Here is a 23,239-nt window from a genome sequence, read left to right on the forward strand (position 1 = left end):
CTCCCAACAAATCACGACATCCTGTGTCGTGTATTTCGCTAAAGTTCTCGTGTGCGCGCCGACCGGTTGGTCTCGCTGGTGCTGCTGCTGCGGCAGCACGGTCGGCTGTCGGCGACCGCGCTGGCGCGCGAGCTGGAGGTATCCACCCGCACCGTGCTGCGCGACATCGAGGCGCTGTCCGCGGCCGGCGTCCCGGTCTACGCCGAACGCGGCCGGCACGGCGGGTTCGCGTTGTTGCCCGGTTTCCGGACCGAGCTCACCGGACTGAACCCCGACGAGGCCCTTGCCCTGCTGGTCGCCGGATCGCGGCGCGGCGCGCAGGCATTCGGCCTCGGCTCGGCGCTCGCTTCGGCGATGCTCAAGGTGGTTGACGCGCTACCCGAAAGCTATCGGGACACCGCGGCCGGCGCGGCCGAGCGATTGCTCATCGACCCGGAGACCGACCTCCTCTCGCGTCGGCTGGTCGATGAGGAGGTGCCTGACGCCATAGTGGCCGAGGTCCTGCGCGCGGTGTTCACCGGACACAAGCTGCAGATCCACTACGCGGCTGTGGACCAGACCCCGCAGTGGCGCACGGTGGACCCGATCGGCCTGGTCACCGTACGCGACCGGGGCTACTTGCTGGCCACGAGGTCTGGCGCGGACCGCACCTACCGGCTGTCCCGGATCTCGGCCGCCAAGGAACTCGCCGAACCCGCGCAGCGACCAGACCGGGTCGATCTGGACCGGGCCTGGCAGGAACGCAGCACCCGGTTTCGGACCGGCGGCGACCAAGTCACCGTGCTGGTACGGGTGGACCCGGCGCGGCGAGAGGACCTGGTGGGCACCGCGCTGGCCGTCCGCGCCGAAGAAGCCGACTCAGACGGCTGGCTGCGGCTGGAGGTGACCTTCCAAGATCCGAGACACGCCGAATGGGCGCTGTGGCAGCTCACCACGAACGCGGAAGCCCTGGCCCCGCAGTGGTTGCGCGACTCCCTGCGCAACCGCGCCGCCGCGATCGCCACCCGCTACGCAGTGTCATCCTGAGAGCTGTCGCCTTCTGCGGGCCGCCGCCGACCGATTCGGACTGCTCCATACTGGTAGGTGCCAAGCGCGGCCGGCGCGGGACGCGACGTGGAGCTGATCGTGGGTCACAACCGCGACGAGTGGCGCACGTTCCTCCTCTTCTCCGGACAACTCGGCAAGTTCACTGAGGAGCAGGCGGCGGAGGCGCTGCACCTGGCCGAGGCCCAGGTCGCCGGGGGCGGGCAGGCGCACCTGTACGAGCTGACCTGGCAGTCCCCCGGCAACGGCGGAGTGATGCGCGCCTGCCACGGCCTGGACGGCCCGCTGCTGTTCGGCACCTACGACGCCCAGCTGGGCCCGCCGGCCATCGGTCCCGAGCCCACTGCCGAGGCCCAAGACCTGACCTGTCAGATCCGCACGGCCTGGACATCCTTCGCCACCTCGGGCACGCCGGGGGCTGGCCCGCGTACGACTCCCAGCAGCGCCTGACCCGGGTCTTCGACGCGCCCCTGTCGGTCACGGCGTAACCCGAGGAGACCTCACGCCACCTGTGGCAGGACCACGTCTTCGAGGTGCTTCCCCTGCTGACCGCCTGAGCGGACGCACGGAAGATGATGATGGGCGGGATCCCGCCCAACACCAGGTTCCCCAACCCCGAACTCGCGCTCGGTGCCGTCATCGGTCCGGACCCATCCTGCGGTCGGTGCTGAGGTCGCCGCGCACGGTGGCCACCCCCGTGCGCGCGAGTCTTCCGCTCAGATCGTCCAGGATCGCCGCGGTGGCGGTGGCTCCGAACCGGGCGGCGCCCGCCGCGCTCATCTCCAGCAACACGTCCAGGGTCCGTACGCCGCCGGCGGCCTTGACCTTCACCCGCTCGGAGACGTTGGCGCGCATGAGGCGGATGTCGGCCAGGGTGGCGCCGCCAGGGGCGAAACCGGTGGAGGTTTTGACGTAGGCGACACCGGCCTGCTCGCTCAGGCGGCAGGCGCGGATCTTCTCGGCATCGCTGAGGTAGGCGTTCTCGAAGATGACCTTCACCACGGTGCCGGGGGCCGCTTCCACGACCGCGCGGATGTCGTCGAGCACGGCCTCGTCGTCACCGCCGCGCAGGCGCCCGATGTTGAGCACCATGTCCAGCTCGCGGGCGCCGTCGGACACGGCGGTGCGGGCTTCGGCGGCCTTGATGCGGGCGGACGAGGAGCCGTGCGGGAACCCGATCACGGTGCCGGTCGACACGCCGGTCCCGTCGAGCCGCGTGGCGGCCAACGCCACGTCACACGGTTTGACGCAGACCGAGGCGACGGCGTATCGGGCGGCGAGGTCGCATCCCGCGCGGACGTCCTCGTTGGTCAGTTCCGGACGGAGCAGGGAGTGGTCGATCATTTTGGCGACGTCGGCGACGGTGGAGGCCACGAGCACGGCTCCTTCGTGAGGGGGTTCGGCGAGGGATATGCGGGGGTGACGGTTCACGGGCGGCGGGTGTCCATCGGCGAGGACTCGACGGTGAAGGCGACGTCGAGGCCGTATCGGGCGGCGACGTACAGGGAGTCGGTGAGCTCCAGCGGCTCGTCGTTCTGGTCGACGATCAGGCGGTGCTCGACCAGCAGCGGCGCGCCGGGGTCCACGGCGAGTACGCCGGCCTCGCGCTCCCCCGCGACGGCTGCGCCGATGCGGGCGTGGCCGCGCGCCGGGGTGCGCCCGAGCGCGATCAGGGCAGCGTGCAGGGAGCCTTGCTCAAGATCGGCCTCCAGCAGCCTGCGGAGGCTGCCGGGAAAGACCGCCCGTTCGAGGGCGATCGGCAGGTCGTCGGCCTGTCGGACACGCTCCACCGCGATCACCCGTCCGCGTTTTCCCAGCCGCAGCCGGTCGGCCTCCTGCGGGGTGGCGGCGCGGGTGGTGGCCGACAACAGCTGGGAGGACGGCCGCTGCCCGCGTCGGCGGATCTCCTCGCTGAAGCGCACCAAGCTCTCGGCGCGGCGGCTGCCCGGCGGCGGGGCCACGAAGGTGCCCCTGCCCGGGTGCCGGACCACCAGGCCGTCGGCGACCAGGCGCTGCACTGCCGCGCGGGCGGTCATCCTGCTGACGGCGAACTCCTCGCTCAACTCACTCTCCGAGGGCAGCGCGTCGCCCGGCCTCGCGGCGGCCACACGCTCGCGCAGCGCCTGCTCGATGACGAAGTAGCGGGGCGCGAAGTCCTCGGGCCGCTTGCCTGTCGCGTTCACACCTCGACCATAGCACTAGCTGTATATACAGCTATAGGGCTGGGTCGATTGAGAAGAAGGGCGAGCATGAGCCAGGCCGTACTCGGGGGTCAGAGTGATGTGGAACAGGATCCAGTGTTAGCCGCGTTGCTGCCGGGGCTTAGCTGTGGCCAGGCGCGGGCGATCCGAGCGGCAGCACCGGAATGCGCAAGGTTGTCGTGCCGGTCGTGAAGCGGAACGTGACGTCAATCGGGGTGGCCCCGAGCGGGCGGTGGATGTTGATGAGTTCCAGGTGCGGACGATTCTGCCCCTGTTGAAGGGAGAGGGTGCCGCGAGCAGGAATCGTCACGTTGACGGCTTGCCCGGGGGCGGACGGACTTGCGCGATATTCGACCCTTTCGGCGTGTACGGTGCTGACGCCGTCCAGTTCCTGAGGTCTGTCGCTGTTGTTGACCAGGGTCAGGTAAAGGCCCAGGTCGTCGCCGGACTTCTGCTGGTCCATCGGCGGAGCCAGGATGTGGACATGCAACAGCCGCATAGCACCGACCTGCCCATCGACCAGGCCCTCCCGATTCCGGGTGGATTGCGGCAGGGGGGACTCCCGTTGAGCAGGGTTACAGGCTAGAAGCGTCGCCAGCAGCCAGACCGACAAGAAGAACCGAAGCGATGTTCGCCATGCGCCAGCTCCCGCGTCCCGATGTGTTGTCCTCATATCGCGCTTCCATGTGATCTGCGGGGCTACTCTGGCCAGGCCGTGGTGAGGTCCGTGCCGTGTTCCGGCCGGCGCGGTAGGCGCGGAACGAACCGTGCGCCGCGAAGGCTGCATCCAAGGGCCGCACTCGGGCCCGCAATCGCGAGCGCCGCCTGCAGAGGGTTAACCGCATGCGCGATGTACCCACCTACGGCGCGGACATGTTGACCAATTCCGCCATCCCCCACCACACCGCCGTTGAGACCCGCGTCTTGAACTCTGAACCGCGCCGGGTTTCATGGGCCTCCATGAAACCCGGCGCGGTTCACTCCATCAAACCCGGGGCACTCCTCGGCCTCCATGAAACCCGGCGCGGTTCAATTTCGTGCGTGAGCGTCTTCGCCTCACCCCTGGGCTCGACAAAGGTCACAGACCATGACCACCGTCTGTCGTTGGCCAGCTGGGCGGTGGGTGGGAAGTTCCTTCGGAGTCGGCCCGCCCCGCAGCAGAAGATCCCACATGCCGGTCAGGTTATCCGGTGCCACCAGCACCGGGGTCGGCCAGCGTGACCATCGTCTCGAGCAGCGTCGTGTATACAGTGCCGGGTTCAGCGGATTCCTCCCAGCCCGACTCTTCCCCGGCCGCCGGATTGGTTTCCGCCGCCGGAAAGAACAGCCACCACAGGTTGTGCCAAGGGTCGAGGAACCGGGCGATGCCGTACCCGCCGTAGAAGGGAGACACCGGAGTGACGACGGTCGCACCGCGTTCGACCGCTCTGCGCATCGTCTCCTCGGGGTCGGCGACGTACACCTGGGTCAGGGCCGGGGTGAACGGCCAGCCGGCCTTACGGTCAGCGACCATGAGCAACGAGTTGCCGATTTGACTTCGGCGTGGATCAGCGTTCCGTCTCCGGCGTAGAAGTCAGGGGTGCGGGCTTCCCCCCGCTCATTCGCATCAAAGACAGCGACGAGGAAGTCGATGAAAGGCGCGGCTCCGTCAACGACAACGAATCCGTTAACGGTGTTCTCACCCCGGGGTTCGGGACCTTGCTTAGTCATCTCCATGCCGCGAGGCTAGAGATAATTGCGGTCAGTTTCCTGCCGCAATAGCGGCCCAGGGACGCCCTGCCGGGTCCAGCTCGTTGGTTGGACCGTCTCTATAGCGGCCGGCTTGGCCCGGTCCGGACCGCTGCCGATGTCCAGGCCGGCCCAGCGCCCCCCTCACCCTGCGGAGCACACTCATCGTCCCACCGCGAGCCCAAGAGCGCTGCTTCTTCTCACCGACATCGTTTTCCCGCGCTGAACGATCGCTGTCGCAACTGACCGACAGCCGCTGTCGTTACTCGCCTACGTAACCATACTTGCCGACGAGCTCGATCAGACAACCCATCCGTGATCCCTCCTGGGCATGATGCCTGGACTCCAGCGAACTCCCCGTGTTTTCAGGTCGGATACACAAAGATCAACATTGTGTTGCCACAGGTCCGGTCTGTAACGCAACCCGTGTACGAACCTACAATCGGGAAGCGCGCATATCGACCCGGGATCAGCATCCCGAAGCCCAGCAAGACGCCCTCCGCGCGGCCGGCTGCGAGAAGATCTTCACCGACAAGGCCAGCGGCAAGCTCGCCCGCCGACCCGAACTCGACAAGGCCCTCCACATCGCCCGCGAGGGCGACCAACTCCTGGTCACCAAACTCGATCAGCCCGGCCGCTCCCTGTACAACCTCATCGAGTGCCGCGCTACCCTGCTTACGTCGTCGGACCGGAGTACTCCAGGGCCAGCTCGTCGGCCAGGTCGGACGCAACTTCGATGGCGATCTGGATCGCTCGGGCTGCCAAGGGAGAGTGGGTACGGCCGGCCCGCCAGTGCAGGAAGACCTCGCGTGGGGGAATGGCCGGTCGCAGCTCGTGGACGCGGAGCCGGTCGTCGGACTCGGCGTCGGCAGCGTGGATGGCGAGCCATGGCAGCACCGCCGATCCCATCCCGGCTCGCACCATCGACAGCAGCGTCTCGTTGCCTGCCGTACGGAAGACGATCTCCGGGTTCGCACCGGCGCGGGTGAATGCCTCCTCCATCCTGGGCTGGTCGCAGATCGACGGCCAGGCCACCAGCGGTGCCCCGTCGAGCTGGTCCAGCGGAACGGAACGCTCGGAGAAGGTGCCGCGCCTGGCCACCAGCAGGTACGGATCGTCGAGCAGCTTGACATGCTCGACGTCGCCGTTGAGGCCGACAGCGGCCATCGCGGCCAGGTGCCTCAGTTCGAGATCGGTCACGGGTCCCAGCGTACCCCTAGTCATCGCTCCTAGCGATCGAGTTCATCGAAAACAATCGCTTTTCACGATGACGCCTGGCTCCTAGCGTGGCCGGCATGCCAGTAAGCACCGTTGCACCGACAAAAGCTCGAAGCCCTCTCCTGCTCGTCGGGGCCGCCCTCGCGATCGTCTACGTCGTCTGGGGCTCGACCTACCTCGCGATCCGGATCATGGTCGAGGAGATGCCGCCCCTTGTGAGCGCCGGTGTCCGCTTCCTGACGGCTGGCCTGCTGGTGGGCGGGGCACTGGCGGTGCGTGGTGGTCTGGTTCGACTGGCCGTGACGCGTCGGCAGCTGCTGGGGTGCGCGCAGATCGGGCTCTTGCTGCTCGTGATGGGCCAGGGCCTGGTGACCGTTGCCGAGTATGGCGGGGCTCCGTCGGGGATCACGGCGTTGCTGATCGCGGCAGTGCCGCTGTGGGTGATCTGCCACCGCGTTCTGTCGGGCGAACGCCCCGCTGGTCGGACGGTGGCGGGCGTGGCGATGGGCTTCGGCGGCATGGTCGTGGTGGTCACCGTGAACGGTCTCGGTGGCGCCTTTCCGGTCTGGACCATGGCAGTCATCCTCGTCGCCGGCCTGTCGTGGGCGTTCGGCTCGTGGTACCAGCCGCGGATTGGGCTGCCGCGTGACCCGTTCGTGGTCGCGGTCTACGAGATGCTCATCGGTGGTGGGGTGCTGACGATCATCGGGGTGGCCAGTGGCGAGCGCTTCGACTTGGTCGCCTACTCGGCCCGATCCTGGGCGGCGTGGGGCTACCTGGACCTGTTCGGATCCGTCCTGGCGTTCTCCGCCTACATCTGGCTGTTGCAGTCGGCGGCGACCTCTTTGACGGCCACGTACGCGTGCGTCAATCCGCTGGTGGCCGTGTGCCTGGGATGGCTGATCCTCGCCGAACCGGTGACGGTGCCGACCCTCGTCGGCGGCGTGATCGTGGTGCTCGCGGTCGCCGTCGTCGTGCGCTCCGAGTTCCAACGATAGATCCGGGTTCCAACAATCAAGGGAGAGTCCAATGAGCACATTCGTGTTGATCCACGGCGGAGGAGACGTCGGATGGTCCTGGCACCTGGTGGAGGCCGAGCTACGAGCGCGTGGGCACGACGTGCTGGCTCCCGACCTTCCGGGTGATGACGATTCGAAGACCCTGGCGGACTACGCCGACGCCGTGGTCGAGGCCGTCGGTGACAAGCAGGACCTGGTCGTCGTGGGCCACTCGTTCGGTGCGTTCACCGCCCCGTTGGTCGCCGATCGGCTGCCCGTCGATGTGCTGGTCCTCCTGGCCGGCATGATCCCGTCGCCGGGTGAGTCGCCGGATGAGTGGTGGGCCAACACCGGCTACCAGAGCGCGGTGGAGGAGCAGGCCAAGCGCGATGGCGGTTTGACCGGCAGCGCGGATCCATTCGTGAGCTTCTACCACGATGTACCCCGGGAGCTGGCCGAGGAGGCGATGGGCAAGGAGCGCGACCATCCGTCCAGGGCCGCATCGGCCGCTCCATGGCCGTTGGATGCGTGGCCGAACGTGCCGACGAAGTTCGTGCTCTGCAGCGAGGACCGCTTCTTCCCGCCCGACTTCTTTCGCCGGCTGGTGCCCGAGCGCCTCGGTATCGTCCCCGACGAGATCGCGGGCGGCCACTGCGTCGCACTCAGCCGCCCCAAAAAGGTGGCGGACATGTTGGCGGGCTACGCGGCTACCGCGTGGATCGAGGAGTGAACCGTTCCTCGGCGGCGGCGGGCCCGCCGGGCGTCGAGGCATGGACGCGGCCCGCGCAGACCGCCGCCGAGTCTCCCCGAGCAGGACCGGCAAGCCCTCGCCGAGCTGATCAACCAGTGCGCGCAGGAGGAAACCGGCCCTGAGCGGCATCTGACGGCCTGGGAAACGCCCGAAGCCGTGGATTTCCTGGCCTGAGAGTGGCCATCACCTGGTGCAGCGCCCTGGTCAGCCGGACCTTCACGCCGTTCAGGCTAGGCGGTCGCCCTCGCCCGATCAACCGGTCGAAAGTACGGTCTCGGACGCCGTGAACCCTGCTTTCGACCGGTGCCGTCCCCCGGGCGGCCCTCGCAGGATGAGGCCCCATGCCACGCGAAGATCTCCCCCAGCAACCCCCCGGCAAGGGCCCGGCCAGCCATCCCGGCCACCGTCTCCCGCACGACGGATTCGCCACCGCCTCCCCCGATCGGCCCCAGAGCGCCGCGCCCGCGTCCGGCCAGCCCCAGACCGCCGCGCTCTCCTCCGGTCGGCCCCGCATCATCGCGCTCGACGTGTTACGCGGGTTCGCGCTGTGCGGAATCGTGCTGACCAGCGTCCCGTCGATCGCCGCCGTCGGCGATGCCCTGAAGGCCACAACCGGCAGCTCGGACAGCGACTGGCTCGGGCTGCTGGTCCACCAGCGCTTCTTCCCGATCTTCTCCACGCTGTTCGGGATCGGCTTCACGCTGCTGCTGAACTCCGCAGGACGTCGCGTCCCCCGTCCGCGACTGCTCCTGCTGCGCCGCCTCCTGGTGCTGCTCGCCATCGGCCTGGCCCACATGTTCCTGCTGTGGCCGGGCGACATCCTGACCACCTACGCCGTCGTCGGCCTGCTGGTGCTGCTGCCCTCGACCTGGCTGCCGCGCTGGGCCGTCGCCGGGCTCGCCGCCGTCCTCATCGTGACGCCCCTGGTTCTCGGCCACAGCGGCCCGTCACTGGCGCCCGGACTGTTCCTGCTGGGCTCCACACTGGCCCGCTACGGCCTGATCGACCGGATCGAGCGATCCACGCTGGTACCGGCCGGGCTGGGCCTGGCCTTCGCAGCGGGAGCAGTGCCCGCGGTGTGGCTGCAGGTCGACTCAGAGGCCGCCGGCGCGGGCCGTTCCACCTCCTGGTTCGCCCCCGCCGGATTGCTCATGGCGGGCCTGTACGTGTGCACCCTCCTGGTCCTGCTCAGGACGCCGCTCCGGCCGGCGATGCAGGCGGTGTTCGCACCGCTGGGCCGGATGACGCTGACCAACTACCTGACCGCCACGGTCCTGGTCCTGGTGACCGCCCGCGTCATCGGCGGCTCGCCGGACACCTGGTCCTCGACGACGGTGCTGCTGATCGCCGGTCCCGTCCTCGCCGTCCAGTGGCTGTGGTCCGCCCTCTGGTTGCGCCGCTTCCGCCAGGGCCCGATCGAGTGGCTCTGGCGCTGGGCCACCTGGGGCCGCCGCCCGCCCCTCAGCCGGGGGCGGGAGGTGATGGGCTCGGGCCGGAGCCGGTGATGATGACGTCGCCCTCATAGTTGGCGCCGCCGACCGCAGGGCATCACGATCCTGCTGTCCCTTCCGCATGAAGTTGTCGGAAGGGACACCTGCTGACCTGTGGGACGACATCTTGTTCCGGACGGTTTCGAGCGGAGTTGTTCAGGTCCACCTGTCGGCGAGGGTCAGCGTCGCCTTGGCGGCGGAACGTGGACCCAGGCCATGCCAGCGGCCTGAGCAGCCTGGATCCCGTTGTCGGCGTCCTCGAAGACCAAGCAGTGCTTCGGGTCGACGCCCAACTGCTGGGCTGCTAGCAGAAACGGGTCCGGGGCGGGTTTAGCCCGCGGATACTCGCCGGCGCAGACCATCACCTCGAACTTGTCGAGCAGTGCCAGGGCGGTCAGCGTAGCCGTCACCGACTCACGACTGCTACCAGAAACGACAGCGAACGGGATGCGTCCGAATTCAGCTTCGATGTGCTCGAGCACGCCGGGCACTGCGGTCAGCTGGGGCAGCATCTCCTGGCAGAGCTCCTCACCGCGGCGAGCGACGGCCAGCACCGGCATGGCCAGCCCCTGGCTTGCATTGAGGTCGGTGATGATATCGACCACCGTCCGACCGCCCCACGCGTAAAACAGTTCTTCGGAGAGCTCACATCCCCACTCGCTCAACGCCTGCTGCCAAGCGAGAAAGCGCAGCGGCATGGAATCGGCTATGGTCCCGTCGCAGTCGAAGAGGTAGGCGCCGAACTCGCCGGGGGGAAGACTCAAGATCACCGGGCTATTTTATCGGGACACTTTGACCAGCACCCCGCGCAGCCCACGCCTCTCGTTCGGGCCCTCCGCTCCCGAAGGTGTCCCAGCCCCAAAGTAGGTCTTGATCGCGCTGCGGCGCCTTTGCAGGGGTGTCGGAATTAGACGGCTTCCCGACAGGGTGGCCACCAGACCCCGATGTCAGGATGATCAAGGGGCGGAGAAGGGGGCGCCTGTCCCTGGGCGACTCCGTGCCGCCGGAGCCGCCCAGGGGGCGAGAGGGATTCCGCCCGGATGCTTGAGACGGGAACGCGCGCCCCGGCTACATCCCGCTAGTCCCCGGCCATCACGGTAAAGGTGAACCCGGCGCTCGTCGGACGGCGTAGCGGAACGTCGCACTTGATCCGGCGCAGCACCTCGTTCCTGCTGAGGCCGAGCCTGTGCGCGATGAGCCGGTCGGGGCGCACGGGTACCGGATCCTCGAAGACGACCTCCACCTTGACCGGCCACGCCTCATCGAGCCATGCCGACGGCGTGTCCAGCCGCCAGGCCCCCTTCCAGTCCAGGGTGAAGCGGTTGCGCCGGGCGAGCAGCGGATCCAACAGCGTGGACGCCACCAGCTCCGGATCGTTGGCGTGGTAGCCGTCGAGCTCGGCCGGGTCGATGGAGGTGACCGGCACTCGCTCGTACACGGCGAGCTTGCTCGTCCGATCGCAGGACACGCAGCGCACCAGCAGCCACACGTGCAGCCGCTTGCCGTTGGCGTTGACGCGGAACCTGCCCTCGCCGGTGGTGGCCGACTCCGACCCGCAGTCCACGCACCGCAACGACAGCAGAGGCAGCCTGGTCCGGCGAACGACCCAGGGCAGCACAGTATGAGGTTGTGAAGACATGATCTCTCTAGACCTGACACGAGGCCGATTGCGCGCGGCCTCAAACGCTGTACGACCGGGCGCACACGTGCAGCCCGGCAGAGCCGACGGGAGGGTCGGCTTGAAGATGAGCGGAAGAAGGTGTCAGGTCTAAAGAGCAGGCGGGGTCACGCGGTCTTGTCCTCTGTCCTCACTACGACGGGCCGCAGGCAACCTACGGCAACACCGAAGGAAGGCTCAAACGGTTTTCCGGCGGAAGCGGTCAGGCTGCGAGGTCGAGGTCGAGGCGGCGGCCCATATCGATGTCGATAGTGCCGTAGAGGTTGTCGTCGGACCGGAACAGCGGGGACAGGCCTCGCTTGTCGGTGTCGGCTTCATCTATGGCCTGGAGCGCGGCAGCGGGTCGGCCACCGGAGACCCGTCATTTTCGCCCGGCTGAACCAGGCCGCTCTCATAGGCGAAGTGTACGAGCTGTGCGCGGTCGCGTGCCCCGAGCTTGGTCAGCAGCCGGCTGACATACGTGCGGGTGGTGGCCGGGCTGAGGAACAGGCGCCGGGAGATCTCGTCGTTGGAGCGCCCGGCGGCGATCTCGGCGAGCAGTTCCCGCTCGCGCTCGGTGAGCGCCGCAGGCAACTGCCCGCGAGGCGGAGGATGCCGGTGGGCGACGGCCGCCAGCACGCGACGGGTGACCGAGGGCGACAGCAGCGCCTCGCCGCCCGCCACCGTACGCACCGCCGCACGCAGGTCGTCCGGGGCGGCGTTCTTCAGGAGGAACCCGGACGAGCCCGCGTGGATGGCGTCGAAAAGGTGCTCGTCGGTGTCGAAGGTGGTGAGCACGACGACCCGCACGTCACGCAGCCGCTCGTCGGCCACGATCCGCCGGGTCGCCTCGATCCCGTCGACCCCCGGCATGCGAATGTCCATGAGCACGACGTCAGGCCGCTCCGCGACCGCCAGCGCGTATCCCGCCAAGCCGTCCGCGGCCTCGCCGACGACGGTGATGTCCGGGGCCCGCTCCAGCAGCGCCCGCACCCCTGCGCGCATGAGCTCCTGATCGTCGACCAGCGCGACTCGGATCATCGCGGCGCCTCCAGCGGCAGCGACGCCTCGACGAGGAACCCGGCGCCGGGCCGCGAGCTCACCGCCAGGTGGCCGCCCAGCAGCGCGGCCCGCTCCCGCATTCCGGTAAGCCCGCGCCCGACCGGCTCGTGAGGCAGGTCGGCGCCGCGCCCGTCATCGGCGACGGTGATGCCGAGCCGGTCGCGTTCGTAGCGCAGGCGGACCTCGGCCTTGGTCGCCCGGGCGTGCCGCAGGCAGTTGGTCAGCGACTCCTGCACGATCCGGCAGGCCGTGGCGTCCACGACCACGGGCAGGGCCACCGGCTCGCCCTCGGTACTGAGCTGGACCGCCAGCCCGCTGCCGGTGGTCGCCGCCACGAGCGCGTCCAGGTGACGCAGGCTGGCGGTGGGCGCGCGACCGTCGCCCTGGTCGGCGTCCCTGAGCAACCCGAGCGTGCCGCGCAGCTCGCGGATGGCGTCGTCGCCGGCCCGCCGGATGATCGTCAGCGCCGAGCGGGCCCCGGCCTGGTCGTTGTCGAGGGCCTCCCTGGCCACGTCGGCCTGGACGGAGATCACCGCGATCGTGTGGCCGAGCACGTCGTGCAGGTCCCGCGCGATCCGCAGCCGCTCCTCCTCCACTCGCCGCCGGGCCTCGTGCTCGCGCTCTGCCGCGGCCCGCGCGATCGTACGGCGCTGCTCGGCACGCAGCAGCCGGGTCGCCCGAACGGCCGCGCCGAGCGCGATCGCGGCCACCATCAGCCCGATCGTGGACGACAGCTCGAACCCCAGCAGGTATTCCGGGTCCTCGCCCTCCATCAGCCGGAACGTGGTGCTCACCAGCACGAGGGCCACCGCCACCGTCGCGGCGACCACGAGGCTGCCCGCCTCGGCCGCGGAGTAGAGCCCGGCCGCCACCGGCAGGGCCAGCCCGATCGGCGGATAGCCGGCGGCGTGGTAGGCGATCAGGCCGACCGCGGTCGCCGCCAGCGCCAGCACGGGAAAGCGCCGCCGGACGAGCATGAGCGCGCCCAGCCCGGCCGCGAACACGTATGCCACCAGGTCGGGACCACGCGTGCCGCCGAGATCCATCGTGACGGCCACGGCCACGACGGCCGATACGGCCATGCCCAGCACCGCGTCGCCGAGCAATTGACGGTTTCCTGCCTGCACCACCCCGAGGATAGCCAGGCCGGCCGATAGCCCGCAGTCGCCCGATGTTGACACCTGCTGTCGCCTCCAGCCGATTACCACGGCTGCCACGGCGATCTAGCGTACGGCGGCATGAGAACACTCGGAGTGGCCATTCTCGGCCTCTTCGCTGGGCTGGCCGTGGGATTCGTCCTGTTCAGCGAGGTACTGGCGAGGCTGGTCGTGAGCAACGGCACGATACAAGCACCGTGGACGTTCATCATCGGATTCGGCCCGCAGGTCCTGGCCGTCGTGGGTGCCGTCGCCGCGGTACTGATCGATAACGCGCGGAGGAGCAAGTCGTGAGTCTGTCCCGGAGGCGCCTTCTGCGGACCACCGCGAGCGGCCTGATCCTGGCCCCCTTGGCGGGCTGTGGCGGGTCCACGAACGGCGGCGGGTCCACCGGCGGCGCGAACGTGGAGACCGAGTCCAGCGCCGGAAGCCTGCTCCGCAGTACGGCCCGGTTGCCGGAGCCGTTCACCGTGCCGTTGCCGATCCCGCCGGTGCTGCGCCCCTCCAGCGCCGGCGTGTACGAGATCACCCAGCGGGTCGGCCAGGCGGAGATCCTGCCTGGCCTGCGTACACAGGTGTGGGGGTACAACGGGATCTTCCCTGGCCCCACGATCGTGTCGCGGCGCGGCCACAAGACCGTCGTGCGCCACCGCAACGAGCTGCCTGAGCCTGTCGTGGTGCACTTGCACGGCGGCAGGACGCCCGCCGAGCACGACGGGTATCCCACCGACCTCGTCTCTCCCGGATCCGTCCACGAGTACGTGTATCCGCTCGACCAGCCCGCGGCCACCCTGTGGTATCACGACCATCGGATGGACCACACCGGACCGCAGGTCTACAAGGGACTTGCCGGCTTCCACCTCGTGCACGACGATGAGGAGGAAGCGCTGCCGCTGCCGAAGGGCGAGCGGGACGTCCCCCTCATGATCGCCGACCGCTCCTTCGCCGAGGACGGTTCGATGATCTACCCCGACGTGCACAGCGACTTCATCAGCGGCGTGCTGGGGGACTGCGTGCTGGTGAACGGGGCACCGTGGCCTGTCATGGAGGTCACCGCCGCCCGCTACCGCTTCCGCCTGCTCAACGCCTCCAACGCCCGCCGCTACCGGCTCGCGCTCGACCCGCCGCCGCCCGGCGGAGCATCCTTCATCCAGATCGGCAGCGACCTGGGCCTCCTCGGTGCGCCTGTGGCGCACCCCGGGCTGCAGATCGCGCAGGCGGAGCGGTTCGACGTCGTGGTCGACTTCTCGGGATATCCGGTCGGGCAGGAGGTGACGCTGACGAACCGGCTCGGCCAGGACGGCACCGCCAACGTCATGCGCTTCGTGGTGGCTCGCAAGGCACCCGACGACAGCCGCGTCCCGGGCAAGCTGACCGACTTCCGGCCGCTGTCGCCGTCGGAGGCCGTCGCGGAGCGGACCTTCACCTTCCAGCGCGGCGGTGCGGAACGGCACGGCACGAGCCTGTGGACCGTCAACGGCCGGGCGTTCAGCCCCGACCACATCGCGGCCACCCCCAGGCTCGGCACTGTGGAGCGGTGGACGTTGCGCGCGCAGAATGTAGCGCACCCCATCCACATCCACCTCACGCCTTTCCAGGTGCTGGACCCCGGCCCCTACGCCACCGGCTGGAAGGACACCGTCGACCTGGCCAGCGGCGACCAGGTCGAGGTCCTGGTCCGGTTCGACTCCTACCGCGGCAAGTACGTCTTCCACTGCCACAACCTCGAACATGAGGACATGATGATGATGGCCAACTTCCGGATCATCTGACCAGCGTCATCGGGCTTGTTACTTACTGGAACCCAGGAACATTGCCGTTCTTCTTGGCCAGGGCCATGCCCTCGCGGGTGCGCATGTGCCCGAGGTTGGCTTCGAACTCGGCGACCATCGCGAGGGCCTGCAGGAACAGCCGGCCGAACGGGTCGTTCCAGTCATAGACGGATGCGCCCAGGCCGTACAGGACGCCGCGTCCAGGCAGGTCGGCCAGGATCTCATCGGCTTCGGCCATGTTGCGGGCGAACCGGTCGAACTTGGTCACGGTGAAGACGCTGCCGTCCCACACGGCGGCAGCCGCACCAGTGCCTGTGCCAGGCCGGCGGGCGGCGGCTCGACGCCCGCCGCCGCGCACTCCGCCAGCCGGTCCACCAGCACGTTCCGGGTCGAGGTGGCCGGGGCCCGGAGTAGGTGATCCCGATGCAGAATCCGCGCGGCTCGCCGCGTGCCGGCGGAGGGACGCGCAGCCCGTTCCCACGAACAAACCACAACGCAGGTCAACCAGGCGCCATGGCGTTACTAGAGCCGTTCGAGCGTGAGCAGCGGCTCAGAAAACACAGGCGCTGGTGCGCCGGGATCTGCGGCAACAGCCTGTTCCAGGCGGCGGAAGCCGGCCTCCAGCTCGTCGGGACTGAGCTGAGCGAAGAACGAAAGGGTGCGCAGGCGCAGCCGTTGGAGCATGTCAGCGCGGGTGCCGGAGGACGGCTCGGTAACCGTGCCGAAGCCGGCAACGCGCCAGCCGGCCGACGTGAACATCGCGATGACCTCGTGCAGCGGCTGAAACAGCGAGGCGTCCACCTCAAAGCCGCGGGGGAAGTGCTCCAGCCACCACGGCCTGGGATGGTGGTCGCTGAAATTCGCGCGCAGTAGCAGCCGCCCGGCGGGCCTGAGCACTCTGGCCAGCTCCCGGGCCGCCCGCGGCTTGTCCTGGACGTGGTGCCAGGACAAGAACATGAGAGCGTAGTCGGCGCTGCCGGACGGCACCGGCATGTCCTCGGCGGAGCCTGCCAGATACCGCACACCGGGATGCGGGGACTGCGCCTGCGCTATCTCCCGCATGCGGACCGACGGCTCGACGCCGGTCACCGGCCCGAACGCTCGCGCCAGCGCGGGGGTGAACCTGCCGGTCCCTGAGCCGACGTCCAGCCCTGCCAGCGGACGCCGCTCGGGCAGCACCGCTCCGAAGGCACTGATCCATGTCTGCAGTTGCTGCTCGGTAAGCGCCCGGCCACGCGCGTAGTCCTGGTACTGCTCCGTGTCGTAGTCGATCCGCCTCATCGCAGCTCCCGCGTCAGTCGCGTTACCGGCAAACCGTTGGCTCGATATATCGGGCTGATACATCGGCACGATATGCGGTGTCCCGTCGTGCCGCAAGGGGCATGGCGATCGGGCGTGCCTGCACGGCGGTGACCAGCCAGGCCCAGGGTCTCGGCCGGATCCGTCGCGACCTGTCGCACAGGCGGAACCGGGCCGGGGGCCCAGTCCGGAGGTTCCGGCACCCAGATGTGTCACCAGGCTGATCCGTCTGCACGGCGATGGCATCCGCCCCGACGTCGCGCGCCCAGCCGATGCCATCGGCCGCCACGCCGGCCGGAAGCACGATGAAGCGCAGCCCGTCCATCCAGGCGTGCACCCCAAACAGCAGGTCACCGCAGGTCGATGCGGGGAAGCATGGCCGCGGTATCCATCACCCGCACCCGTTCAGCCAGGTGCTCGTCGACCGGTGCCTCCAGGTTCAGGCCGGCCGGCACGTCGTCGCGCACCGCCTGCCACTGGGCGCCGTCCAGCAGCCGGGCGCGGGGAATCGGACCAGCGGCGGGAGGGGTTGGCGTACTCCCGATCAGCGAATGACACATCAGTTGTGCTTGTCGCCGTGAGGATTGACGAGGCGGGTGAGCAGGTCGATCAGGTTCCGCCGGTCGGCCGCGGGCAATGGGGCGAGGAACTCGTCTTGGGCGGCGGCGAGCAGCCGGTCGAGGTGGGTGAGTTGTGTTCGGCCTGCCGCGGTGATGGTGATGATGTTGCGTCGGCGGTCGTCTGGGTCGGGTGCGCGCTCGACGAGTTGCCGTTCGGCGAGGTCGTTGACGGTCGCCACCATGTCGCTGCGGTCGATGCCGGTGCGGCGACCGAGGGCGGCCTGGCTGGCCGGGCCGAACTCCTCCAGCGCGGCGAGCAGGGCGTAGTGGTAGCGCCGAGCGCCGGCTTGGGCGAGCGCTTGATCCACGATCCGGTTGGCGATCAGTGCTGCATGGTTGGTCAACCTGCTCGGCAGCGTGCGCAGCCGCTGCGGCAGCGTTCCCTCTGCGGTGTCCACAAGGGCAATCTAGCAAGTTGTTGGCCCCACCCACGATTACATGTATGGTTGGCCGTACCAACGTTGGTTTGTCCAACATTTTCATCGTGGAGAGGTGTGATCTCTCATGAGCACAGCCACCATCAAGGCGCCAGACAGCCCGCCCGACAGCGCGCCGCTGGATGGCGGCCGCGCCCCTGCTGCGCAACGCCCGGATGCCGAGCGCTCCGCCGCCCGCGGAGGTCGACGACGCGGCGAAGTCCTTCGAGAAGACGCATAACTGACATCCTGGAAAGGCGGATAACTGACATGCTGAATACGAACTCCGCAGCCGACGCGCTCCAGACCCCCACGGGAGTCTGGACCGGTCTGATGCACCACGACGACCAGACCGACTCCTTCACCATTTCGTTCGCCCCCGACGGCACACTTGCACTGCGCACCCCCCGCAGCGTGGGCACCGGAGTCTGGAGCGCAGGCCAGCCCGGCCACTTCTCCTACGAGCTCACCGAGATTTTCACTCCGGCCGCAGGCCACTCGGGCCGCGTGCAGATCCATGTCGAGGCTCATCTCGAGGGGGCCGGATATCGCGGGGTCGGCACCGCCAGGGTGTACACCCCCGACGGCGTGCTGGTGCACACCACCACCTCGGCCACGTTCACCGGCGACCGCCTCGCCGGCGGGCAGGCGGACTGGCACGCCCTGGTGAGCCTGGGCGCGCCGATCCGGGGGCGCACGCTCTACCCCGGTGACGAGGGCTTTGAGGAGGCCCGCTCCGGCTGGTTGCTGACGGTCGAGCACCGGCCCGCGGCGGTCGTGGTCGCCGCCGACGCCGATGACGTGGCCGCTGCCGTCCGGTTCGCGGCGGAGGCAGGACGCCCGGTTGCGGTGCAGTCGACCGGGCACGGCAAGTCGGTGCCTGCCGATGGAGCCGTGTTCATCGCCACCGGGGAGCTGCGCGAGCTGTCGGTGGACCCGCGTGCCGGCACCGCGAGGATCGGAGCCGGGCTGCGGTGGGGTGAAGTGCTCACCGCAGCAGCCGAGCACGGCCTCGCGCCCCTGTGCGGCTCCTCCGGCCAGGTCGGGGTGATGGGCTACCTGACCGGCGGCGGGCTCCCGCTGACCGGTCGCACGTACGGCTTCGCCGCCGACTACGTCCGCTCGCTCGACATCGTCACCGCCGATGGCCTGCTGCGCACCGTCTCGCCCACCCAGGAGCCTGACCTGTTCTGGGCGGTGCGGGGCGGCAAGAGCAACTTCGGTGTCGTGGTCGCGGCCGAGATCGAGCTGCTGCCGCTGCGCACCATCTACGGTGGTGAGCTCTACTACCCGGGCGAGGACCCCAGGCACGCCGCCCACGTGCTCGGCTCCTACCTGGCCTGGGCCAAGGAGCAGCCGGAGGAGATGTCGTCCTCGGTGACGCTGCTGCGCTTCCCCGACGTGCCGCAGCTGCCCGAGGCGTTCCGCGGCCGCTCGTTCGTGCAGGTCCGGGTGGTCTACACGGGGGACGAGGAGCAGGGCGCGCGGCTGGTGGAGCCGTTGCGTGCGCTCGGCCCGGAGAAGGACACCTGCGGCGCCATGCCGTACACGCAGATCACCGAGATCTACCAAGACCCCAAGAACCCGGTCATGACGCACCTGCGCAGCGCGCTGTTGCACGAACTGGATGACGAGGCCGTGCAGGAGCTGGTCTCACTCATCGACCCGTCGACGCCCGGCGGCCCGTTCCTCGGCATCGAGCTACGTCACCTGGGCGGAGCGCTGAACCGGCCGCCGGGCCGCCCGCACGCGGTCAGCACTCAGGGCGCGGCTTTCCAGCTGTGGATGCGGATGCCGGCTTCGGCCGGGCAGGCCGACGCGACGCGCAAGGCCGCCGACGAGGTGCTGGAGCGGCTCCGGCGGTGGGACACCGGCGCCATGCTTCCGGGGTTCCTGTTCGACCACGACTCGGCTCCCGAGCGGGTCAGGCGGGCCTACACCGAGGCGGACTACCGGCGGCTGGCCGCGCTGAAGGCGAAGTACGACCCGAACCAACTTTTCCGTATCAACCACAACATCCCGCCGTTCAGTAACGGCGCGCGCGCCCGATCCTGAACGGCGCAGGACATGAGGTCAGGATCGGTCGAGCGTCAGCGAAGGGAGCCCGCTGGCGGCGATGGTCCGCTTCGACGCCCGCGACGGGCCGCTTCCACCGGCTCGACCTCGGGACCTTCGCCGGCTCGACCCCATCCGGCACCATGGGCGCACGCGAGCACGGCCCAGCCCGCTTCGGCGTCCATCGGCGGTGGTCGGCGGCCGGCACGGGCGCGACAGGGGTCGGCGATCGGTCGGCTCGTGTCCCAGTGGATGATGTTCGGGTGAGAATTCAGGCAACCGGCAGCCGGCGAATGCCCGTCGGGCTCATCGCTCTGACCCTCGGCAGTTTCGGGATCGGCCTGACCGAGTTCGTGATCGCGGGCCTGCTTCCCCAGGTGAGCCGGAGCCTGGCCGTGTCCGAAGCCGCAGCAGGATGGCTGATCTCCGGATACGCGCTGAGCGTCGCGGTCGGCGCCATCGTGGTGACCGCCGCCACCAGCGGGATGTCCCGCAAGTCGGTCCTCATCGGGTTAGTGGCGCTGTTCGTCGTCGGCAATCTCCTGTCCGCCGTCGCACCCAGCTACCCGATGATGCTGTTCGGACGCGTCGTCGCCGCCCTGTGCCATGGTTCGTTCTTCGGCATCGGCTCGCTCGTCGCACGGCGAATGGTTCCGGCCGAGCGGGCGTCGAGGGCGGTGGCGGTGATGTTCGCCGGGTTGACACTCGCCAACGTCCTGGGCGTTCCGTTCGGCGCCCTGGTCGGCGAACGCTGGGGCTGGCGCGCCACATTCTGGGCGATCACCGCGATCGGGGTGATCGCCCTGATTGCCATCGCGGCGCTGGTGCCGGGCTGGGCCGGTGCGGTGGACCGCGCGCATCCCTCGACGGCTTCCGGCCTGAACGGGCTGCGTGTCCAGCTACGCGCGTTCCGCTCCTCGCAGGTCTGGCTGACGCTGGCGGCCACCGCACTCGGTTACGGCGGGATGTTCGGCGCGTTCAGCTACATCGCCTACACCTTCACCCAGATCACCGGCTTCTCCAGCACCGACGTCGCCTGGCTGCTCGTCGTGTACGGCAGCGGCCTGGTGATCGGGAACGTGGGCGGCGGGCGGGCCGCAGACGCCAACCGGGACCGCACGCTGATCGTCTCCCTGGCCGGCCTCGCCGTCACGCTCACCGCGTTCGGGCTACTGGCCGCCAGTCCCGTCGCATCGGTGGTCCTGGTCTTCCTGCTTGGCTTGTTCGGGTTCGCCGGCGTCCCCGGCATGATCACCCGCGTCACCGATTACGCGAACGGGGTCCCGCTCGCTGCCAGTGCCAACGTGTCGGCTTCCAACGTCGGGAACGCGCTGGGGGCCTGGCTCGGTGGCCTCGCCATCAGCGCCGGCCTCGGCTACACCGCTCCCCTGTACGTCGGCGCCGCCATCGTCCTGGCCGGACTCGCTGTCATGACGATCACCGCGCGACGAGCACCGGGCCAGCCTTCGGGCGGCACGAATCTCGGCGTCGGCGACCCAGCGGAATCCGCGCTCTCCTAGAAGCGGCGGACTCACACACGATGGGTCGTCCGCTGCCGGCTACGCTGCGGCGTTCCCGGTTTCGGAGGAGACAGCACTGAACGGAGGTGTCTGCGAGAGCTGACTCCGAGCATGGCGAAGACGTTGCCGAGGTGCCACTCCACCGTGCGCGGGCTGAGGAACAGTTGGGCGGCGATCTCGTCGCTGGTGTGCCCGTCTCTGGCCGGCCTGGCGAAGTTGTCTCGGGCGTTTGTGATCCGGCCTGGAACGGATTCTCGAAAGTCACCACCGGAGTGAACTTCCGAGAAGGCGTCGTCTCAGAAGCTCTGCTGAGCCGATGACGAGCTCCAGGGGCGGCCGGTGCCTCGATACTCCGCGACCGGGATAGGTGTGGTCAGGTCGCAGATGTCGCGAGCGTTTTGATCGTGAAGTCGATTGCTGTGGCGAGCCGTTGGGGGTCGTGTCCGGCGCGTTCGCGTACGCGCAGTCCAAGCACCGTCGTGAACAGCAGCTCCACTGCGGCGTCGACGTCCAATGCGGCGGGCAGGTCGCCGTCGTGGATGCCGCGGCGTAGCAGTGACGCCAGGGTTTTCCTGGTGACTTCGAACGCGTCCTCGGTCCTTTGCTGGACGTCGGGGTCGGTGGTGCCGAGTTCGGCAGCCGTATTGACCACGAAGCAGCCGCGACCTGCCTCGTGGCTGATCATCCAGGTCAACCACTCCCGCAGGATCTCGAGGCTGGGGCCGGGGGCGCTGAGCTGCTCTTCGGCTTGCGTGGACTCCGTCGCCCGGTAGTGGTCCAGCGTCCGCAAGAACAGTGTGCGCTTGTCGTTGAAGGTCCGATACAGGCTGCTTTGCTTGAGTCTGAGCTCGGCGCCCAGGTCGCGGACGGACGTGGCGTTGTAACCGCGACGCCAGAACAGGTCGGTCGCCTTGGCGATCACGTCTTGCTCGTCGAACTCCCTGGGCCGTGCCATGGTCGCCACTCTACCAATGTTGTGGAGCGATCGTTCCCGTATTAGGGTGTGCCGTCGTACGGGAGCGATCGCTCCCGAATGAGAGAGGGGAGATCGACGTGGCGGCAACGCACCCTACGATGACCGGGCGGGACGCGTCAGCGAGGAATCATTGGATCGCGGTGTCCGCCGTGGCCTTCGGCACATTTCTCCTGGTGACGGCCGAGCAGCTCCCCATCGGGCTGCTCACCCCCGTCGGATCGGCACTGTCGGTCTCTGAGGGCGCGGCGGGCTTGATGGTCACGGTCCCCAGCATCGTCGCCGCCGTAGCGGCGCCATCGGTCCCGGTACTCGTCGGGAGGATGGATCGCCGGCTCTTGCTCGTCGCCTTGATGGGACTCATGACGCTCGCCAACCTGGCCTCCGCCCTGGCCCCGAACTATCCGCTCCTGATCACCGCCCGCGTGCTGGTAGGGGTGTCGGTCGGCGGGTTCTGGGCCATCGCCGGCGGTCTGGCCGTCCGGCTCGTCCCCGCCCCGCTCGTGCCGCGGGCCACGGCGATCATCTTCGGCGGCGTCGGGGCAGCGAACGTCTTCGGCGTCCCCATCGGCACCATGATCGGCGGGCTGGCGAGCTGGCGGATCGCGTTCGGCGCGCTGAGCGCCCTCGCACTGATCGTGCTGGTCGCCTTGCTGGCCGTGCTGCCACCGTTGACCGCCGCTCAACCCGTCGGCCTGCGGCGGCTCGCCGACCAGTTCCGCAACCAGGGCGTCCGGGTCGGCATCCTGGCGACCTTCCTGATCGTGACCGGCCACTTCGCGGCCTATACGTTCATCAGCCCCGTGCTGCAGGATCTGTCCGGCATTGACGCGCAACTCGTCGGGCCACTGCTGTTCGGATTCGGCGTGGCAGGCGTCGCGGGAAACTTCATCGCGGGTGCCGCCGTGGCGAAGCGGCTCCATCGGACGGTCCTCACCATCGCCGCCGCCTTGGGGGTGACCGTGCTGCTCTACCCCATAGCAGGGCTCACCGCCGCGGGCGGGCTAACGCTGCTCGTCGTCTGGGGCCTGGTGTACGGCGGGGTCTCCACGAGCCTCCAGACGTGGATGATCAAGGCCGCGCCACAAGCGGTCGAGGAAGCCTCCGCGCTGTGGGTGGCGGTGTTCAACCTCTCGATCGGTCTCGGCGCGCTGGCCGGCGGCACAATCGTCGATGCCCTGCCACTCCAGGGCATCCTATGGCTCGCCGGCGTTCTCGTCCTGGTGGCCGGGCTGGCCGTGTGGAGTGCACGCCGAAACGACAGCCTTAGATGAAGAT

General features: G+C 69.0%; 24 protein-coding genes and 1 pseudogene. 11 read left to right on the forward strand and 14 right to left on the reverse strand.

The features are described 5' to 3' along the window. Positions 1-51 precede the first annotated feature (51 nt). Positions 52-1,026 carry a helix-turn-helix transcriptional regulator gene (locus tag EDD27_RS18025; RefSeq protein ID WP_127933469.1) on the forward strand — a complete coding sequence of 325 codons (975 nt, stop codon included), beginning with the start codon at positions 52-54 and terminating at the stop codon, positions 1,024-1,026. A gap of 57 nt (positions 1,027-1,083) precedes the next feature. Continuing rightward, a complete protein-coding gene (locus tag EDD27_RS18030; RefSeq protein WP_127933470.1) occupies positions 1,084-1,494 on the forward strand; it encodes a hypothetical protein in 411 nt (136 codons plus the stop codon). Between the two features lie 186 nt (positions 1,495-1,680). Here the strand turns inward: EDD27_RS18030 and deoC are convergent, their stop codons facing one another. The 4 genes from deoC to EDD27_RS55545 all read right to left on the reverse strand — a co-directional run bounded on the left by deoC (position 1,681) and on the right by EDD27_RS55545 (position 4,758). Continuing rightward, on the reverse strand, positions 1,681-2,418 hold the full coding sequence (deoC, locus tag EDD27_RS18035) for a deoxyribose-phosphate aldolase (protein ID WP_127933471.1): 738 nt from the start codon (positions 2,416-2,418) through the stop codon (positions 1,681-1,683). 53 nt (positions 2,419-2,471) lie between these two features. Next, the gene (locus EDD27_RS18040) at positions 2,472-3,227 is read right to left on the reverse strand and encodes a GntR family transcriptional regulator (protein WP_127933472.1); all 756 of its coding nucleotides are present in this window, start codon (positions 3,225-3,227) and stop codon (positions 2,472-2,474) included. 139 nt (positions 3,228-3,366) lie between these two features. Further along, entirely contained in the window at positions 3,367-3,744 is a 378-nt protein-coding gene (locus EDD27_RS54320; RefSeq protein WP_164903673.1) for a copper chaperone PCu(A)C domain-containing protein, read from the reverse strand. A 684-nt stretch (positions 3,745-4,428) separates the two neighbouring features. Next, entirely contained in the window at positions 4,429-4,758 is a 330-nt protein-coding gene (locus EDD27_RS55545) for a VOC family protein (protein ID WP_206641482.1), read from the reverse strand. A gap of 574 nt (positions 4,759-5,332) precedes the next feature. Between EDD27_RS55545 and EDD27_RS58700 the strand changes: the two are divergent. Next, positions 5,333-5,635: pseudogene (locus EDD27_RS58700) on the forward strand (recombinase family protein); the annotation flags it as partial. A gap of 13 nt (positions 5,636-5,648) precedes the next feature. On the opposite strand, the gene EDD27_RS18060 reads toward EDD27_RS58700, so the two are convergent. Further along, positions 5,649-6,173, reverse strand: coding sequence for a LysR family transcriptional regulator substrate-binding protein (locus tag EDD27_RS18060; protein WP_206641483.1), 525 nt, complete (start codon positions 6,171-6,173; stop codon positions 5,649-5,651). A gap of 95 nt (positions 6,174-6,268) precedes the next feature. On the opposite strand from EDD27_RS18060, the gene EDD27_RS18065 reads away from it, so the two are divergent. The 3 genes from EDD27_RS18065 to EDD27_RS18075 all read left to right on the forward strand — a co-directional run bounded on the left by EDD27_RS18065 (position 6,269) and on the right by EDD27_RS18075 (position 9,445). Further along, complete coding sequence (locus EDD27_RS18065) at positions 6,269-7,189, forward strand: EamA family transporter (RefSeq protein ID WP_127933475.1); 921 nt, start codon at positions 6,269-6,271, stop codon at positions 7,187-7,189. 31 nt (positions 7,190-7,220) lie between these two features. Further along, a complete protein-coding gene (locus tag EDD27_RS18070) occupies positions 7,221-7,919 on the forward strand; it encodes an alpha/beta hydrolase (protein ID WP_127933476.1) in 699 nt (232 codons plus the stop codon). A gap of 362 nt (positions 7,920-8,281) precedes the next feature. Continuing rightward, the gene (locus EDD27_RS18075) at positions 8,282-9,445 is read left to right on the forward strand and encodes a DUF418 domain-containing protein (RefSeq protein ID WP_127933477.1); all 1,164 of its coding nucleotides are present in this window, start codon (positions 8,282-8,284) and stop codon (positions 9,443-9,445) included. A gap of 164 nt (positions 9,446-9,609) precedes the next feature. Here the strand turns inward: EDD27_RS18075 and EDD27_RS18080 are convergent, their stop codons facing one another. The 4 genes from EDD27_RS18080 to EDD27_RS18095 form a co-directional block, all read right to left on the reverse strand. Next, positions 9,610-10,200, reverse strand: coding sequence for an HAD family hydrolase (locus tag EDD27_RS18080; RefSeq protein ID WP_127933478.1), 591 nt, complete (start codon positions 10,198-10,200; stop codon positions 9,610-9,612). A 308-nt stretch (positions 10,201-10,508) separates the two neighbouring features. After that, positions 10,509-11,048 (reverse strand): DUF1062 domain-containing protein, encoded by a 540-nt coding sequence (locus tag EDD27_RS18085; protein WP_241564098.1) that lies wholly within the window; start codon positions 11,046-11,048, stop codon positions 10,509-10,511. A gap of 378 nt (positions 11,049-11,426) precedes the next feature. Continuing rightward, positions 11,427-12,128 (reverse strand): response regulator, encoded by a 702-nt coding sequence (locus tag EDD27_RS18090; protein WP_127933480.1) that lies wholly within the window; start codon positions 12,126-12,128, stop codon positions 11,427-11,429. Continuing rightward, positions 12,125-13,276 (reverse strand): sensor histidine kinase, encoded by a 1,152-nt coding sequence (locus EDD27_RS18095; RefSeq protein ID WP_206641484.1) that lies wholly within the window; start codon positions 13,274-13,276, stop codon positions 12,125-12,127. Before EDD27_RS18095 ends, EDD27_RS18090 begins: the two co-directional genes overlap by 4 nt. A 111-nt stretch (positions 13,277-13,387) precedes the next feature. Here EDD27_RS18095 and EDD27_RS18100 point away from each other — a divergent pair, with 111 nt between their 5' ends. After that, positions 13,388-13,600 carry a DUF5957 family protein gene (locus tag EDD27_RS18100; protein ID WP_127933481.1) on the forward strand — a complete coding sequence of 71 codons (213 nt, stop codon included), beginning with the start codon at positions 13,388-13,390 and terminating at the stop codon, positions 13,598-13,600. Beyond that, the gene (locus tag EDD27_RS18105; RefSeq protein ID WP_127933482.1) at positions 13,597-15,078 is read left to right on the forward strand and encodes a multicopper oxidase family protein; all 1,482 of its coding nucleotides are present in this window, start codon (positions 13,597-13,599) and stop codon (positions 15,076-15,078) included. The genes EDD27_RS18100 and EDD27_RS18105 overlap by 4 nt, the downstream gene beginning before the upstream one ends. Positions 15,079-15,100: 22 nt before the next feature. Here EDD27_RS18105 and EDD27_RS18110 read toward each other — a convergent pair whose 3' ends face one another. From EDD27_RS18110 to EDD27_RS18120, 3 genes are all read right to left on the reverse strand, one after another. After that, entirely contained in the window at positions 15,101-15,559 is a 459-nt protein-coding gene (locus tag EDD27_RS18110; RefSeq protein WP_338324648.1) for a recombinase family protein, read from the reverse strand. A 41-nt stretch (positions 15,560-15,600) separates the two neighbouring features. Next, positions 15,601-16,359 carry a class I SAM-dependent methyltransferase gene (locus EDD27_RS18115; RefSeq protein WP_127933483.1) on the reverse strand — a complete coding sequence of 253 codons (759 nt, stop codon included), beginning with the start codon at positions 16,357-16,359 and terminating at the stop codon, positions 15,601-15,603. A 577-nt stretch (positions 16,360-16,936) separates the two neighbouring features. Then, positions 16,937-17,395, reverse strand: coding sequence for a MarR family winged helix-turn-helix transcriptional regulator (locus EDD27_RS18120; protein ID WP_127933484.1), 459 nt, complete (start codon positions 17,393-17,395; stop codon positions 16,937-16,939). A gap of 288 nt (positions 17,396-17,683) precedes the next feature. On the opposite strand from EDD27_RS18120, the gene EDD27_RS18125 reads away from it, so the two are divergent. Further along, on the forward strand, positions 17,684-19,468 hold the full coding sequence (locus tag EDD27_RS18125) for an FAD-binding oxidoreductase (protein WP_241564100.1): 1,785 nt from the start codon (positions 17,684-17,686) through the stop codon (positions 19,466-19,468). Positions 19,469-19,731: 263 nt separating this feature from the next. Then, a complete protein-coding gene (locus tag EDD27_RS18130) occupies positions 19,732-20,988 on the forward strand; it encodes an MFS transporter (RefSeq protein ID WP_241564101.1) in 1,257 nt (418 codons plus the stop codon). A gap of 11 nt (positions 20,989-20,999) precedes the next feature. Here EDD27_RS18130 and EDD27_RS57810 read toward each other — a convergent pair whose 3' ends face one another. Next, positions 21,000-21,224: a helix-turn-helix domain-containing protein gene (locus tag EDD27_RS57810; protein ID WP_206642154.1), complete on the reverse strand. Its 225-nt coding sequence runs from the start codon at positions 21,222-21,224 to the stop codon at positions 21,000-21,002. Between the two features lie 137 nt (positions 21,225-21,361). Beyond that, a complete protein-coding gene (locus tag EDD27_RS18140; RefSeq protein WP_127933485.1) occupies positions 21,362-21,943 on the reverse strand; it encodes a TetR/AcrR family transcriptional regulator in 582 nt (193 codons plus the stop codon). A 161-nt stretch (positions 21,944-22,104) separates the two neighbouring features. Here EDD27_RS18140 and EDD27_RS18145 point away from each other — a divergent pair, with 161 nt between their 5' ends. Then, entirely contained in the window at positions 22,105-23,235 is a 1,131-nt protein-coding gene (locus EDD27_RS18145; protein ID WP_241564103.1) for an MFS transporter, read from the forward strand. The last annotated feature ends 4 nt before the right edge of the window (positions 23,236-23,239 follow it).

The organism is Nonomuraea polychroma, from assembly GCF_004011505.1.
Taxonomy (GTDB): Bacteria; Actinomycetota; Actinomycetes; order Streptosporangiales; family Streptosporangiaceae; genus Nonomuraea; species Nonomuraea polychroma.

Excerpts from the sequence above, each read along its gene's own strand:
- EDD27_RS54320 (WP_164903673.1), bottom strand. The coding sequence starts at position 3,744 with ATGCGGCTGTTGCATGTCCACATCCTGGCTCCGCCGATGGACCAGCAG.
- EDD27_RS55545 (WP_206641482.1), bottom strand. The coding sequence starts at position 4,758 with ATGGTCGCTGACCGTAAGGCCGGCTGGCCGTTCACCCCGGCCCTGACC.
- EDD27_RS18065 (WP_127933475.1), top strand. The coding sequence starts at position 6,269 with ATGCCAGTAAGCACCGTTGCACCGACAAAAGCTCGAAGCCCTCTCCTG.
- EDD27_RS18070 (WP_127933476.1), top strand. The coding sequence starts at position 7,221 with ATGAGCACATTCGTGTTGATCCACGGCGGAGGAGACGTCGGATGGTCC.
- EDD27_RS18075 (WP_127933477.1), top strand. The coding sequence starts at position 8,282 with ATGCCACGCGAAGATCTCCCCCAGCAACCCCCCGGCAAGGGCCCGGCC.
- EDD27_RS18090 (WP_127933480.1), bottom strand. The coding sequence starts at position 12,128 with ATGATCCGAGTCGCGCTGGTCGACGATCAGGAGCTCATGCGCGCAGGG.
- EDD27_RS18100 (WP_127933481.1), top strand. The coding sequence starts at position 13,388 with ATGAGAACACTCGGAGTGGCCATTCTCGGCCTCTTCGCTGGGCTGGCC.
- EDD27_RS18115 (WP_127933483.1), bottom strand. The coding sequence starts at position 16,359 with ATGAGGCGGATCGACTACGACACGGAGCAGTACCAGGACTACGCGCGT.
- EDD27_RS18125 (WP_241564100.1), top strand. The coding sequence starts at position 17,684 with ATGCTGAATACGAACTCCGCAGCCGACGCGCTCCAGACCCCCACGGGA.
- EDD27_RS18140 (WP_127933485.1), bottom strand. The coding sequence starts at position 21,943 with ATGGCACGGCCCAGGGAGTTCGACGAGCAAGACGTGATCGCCAAGGCG.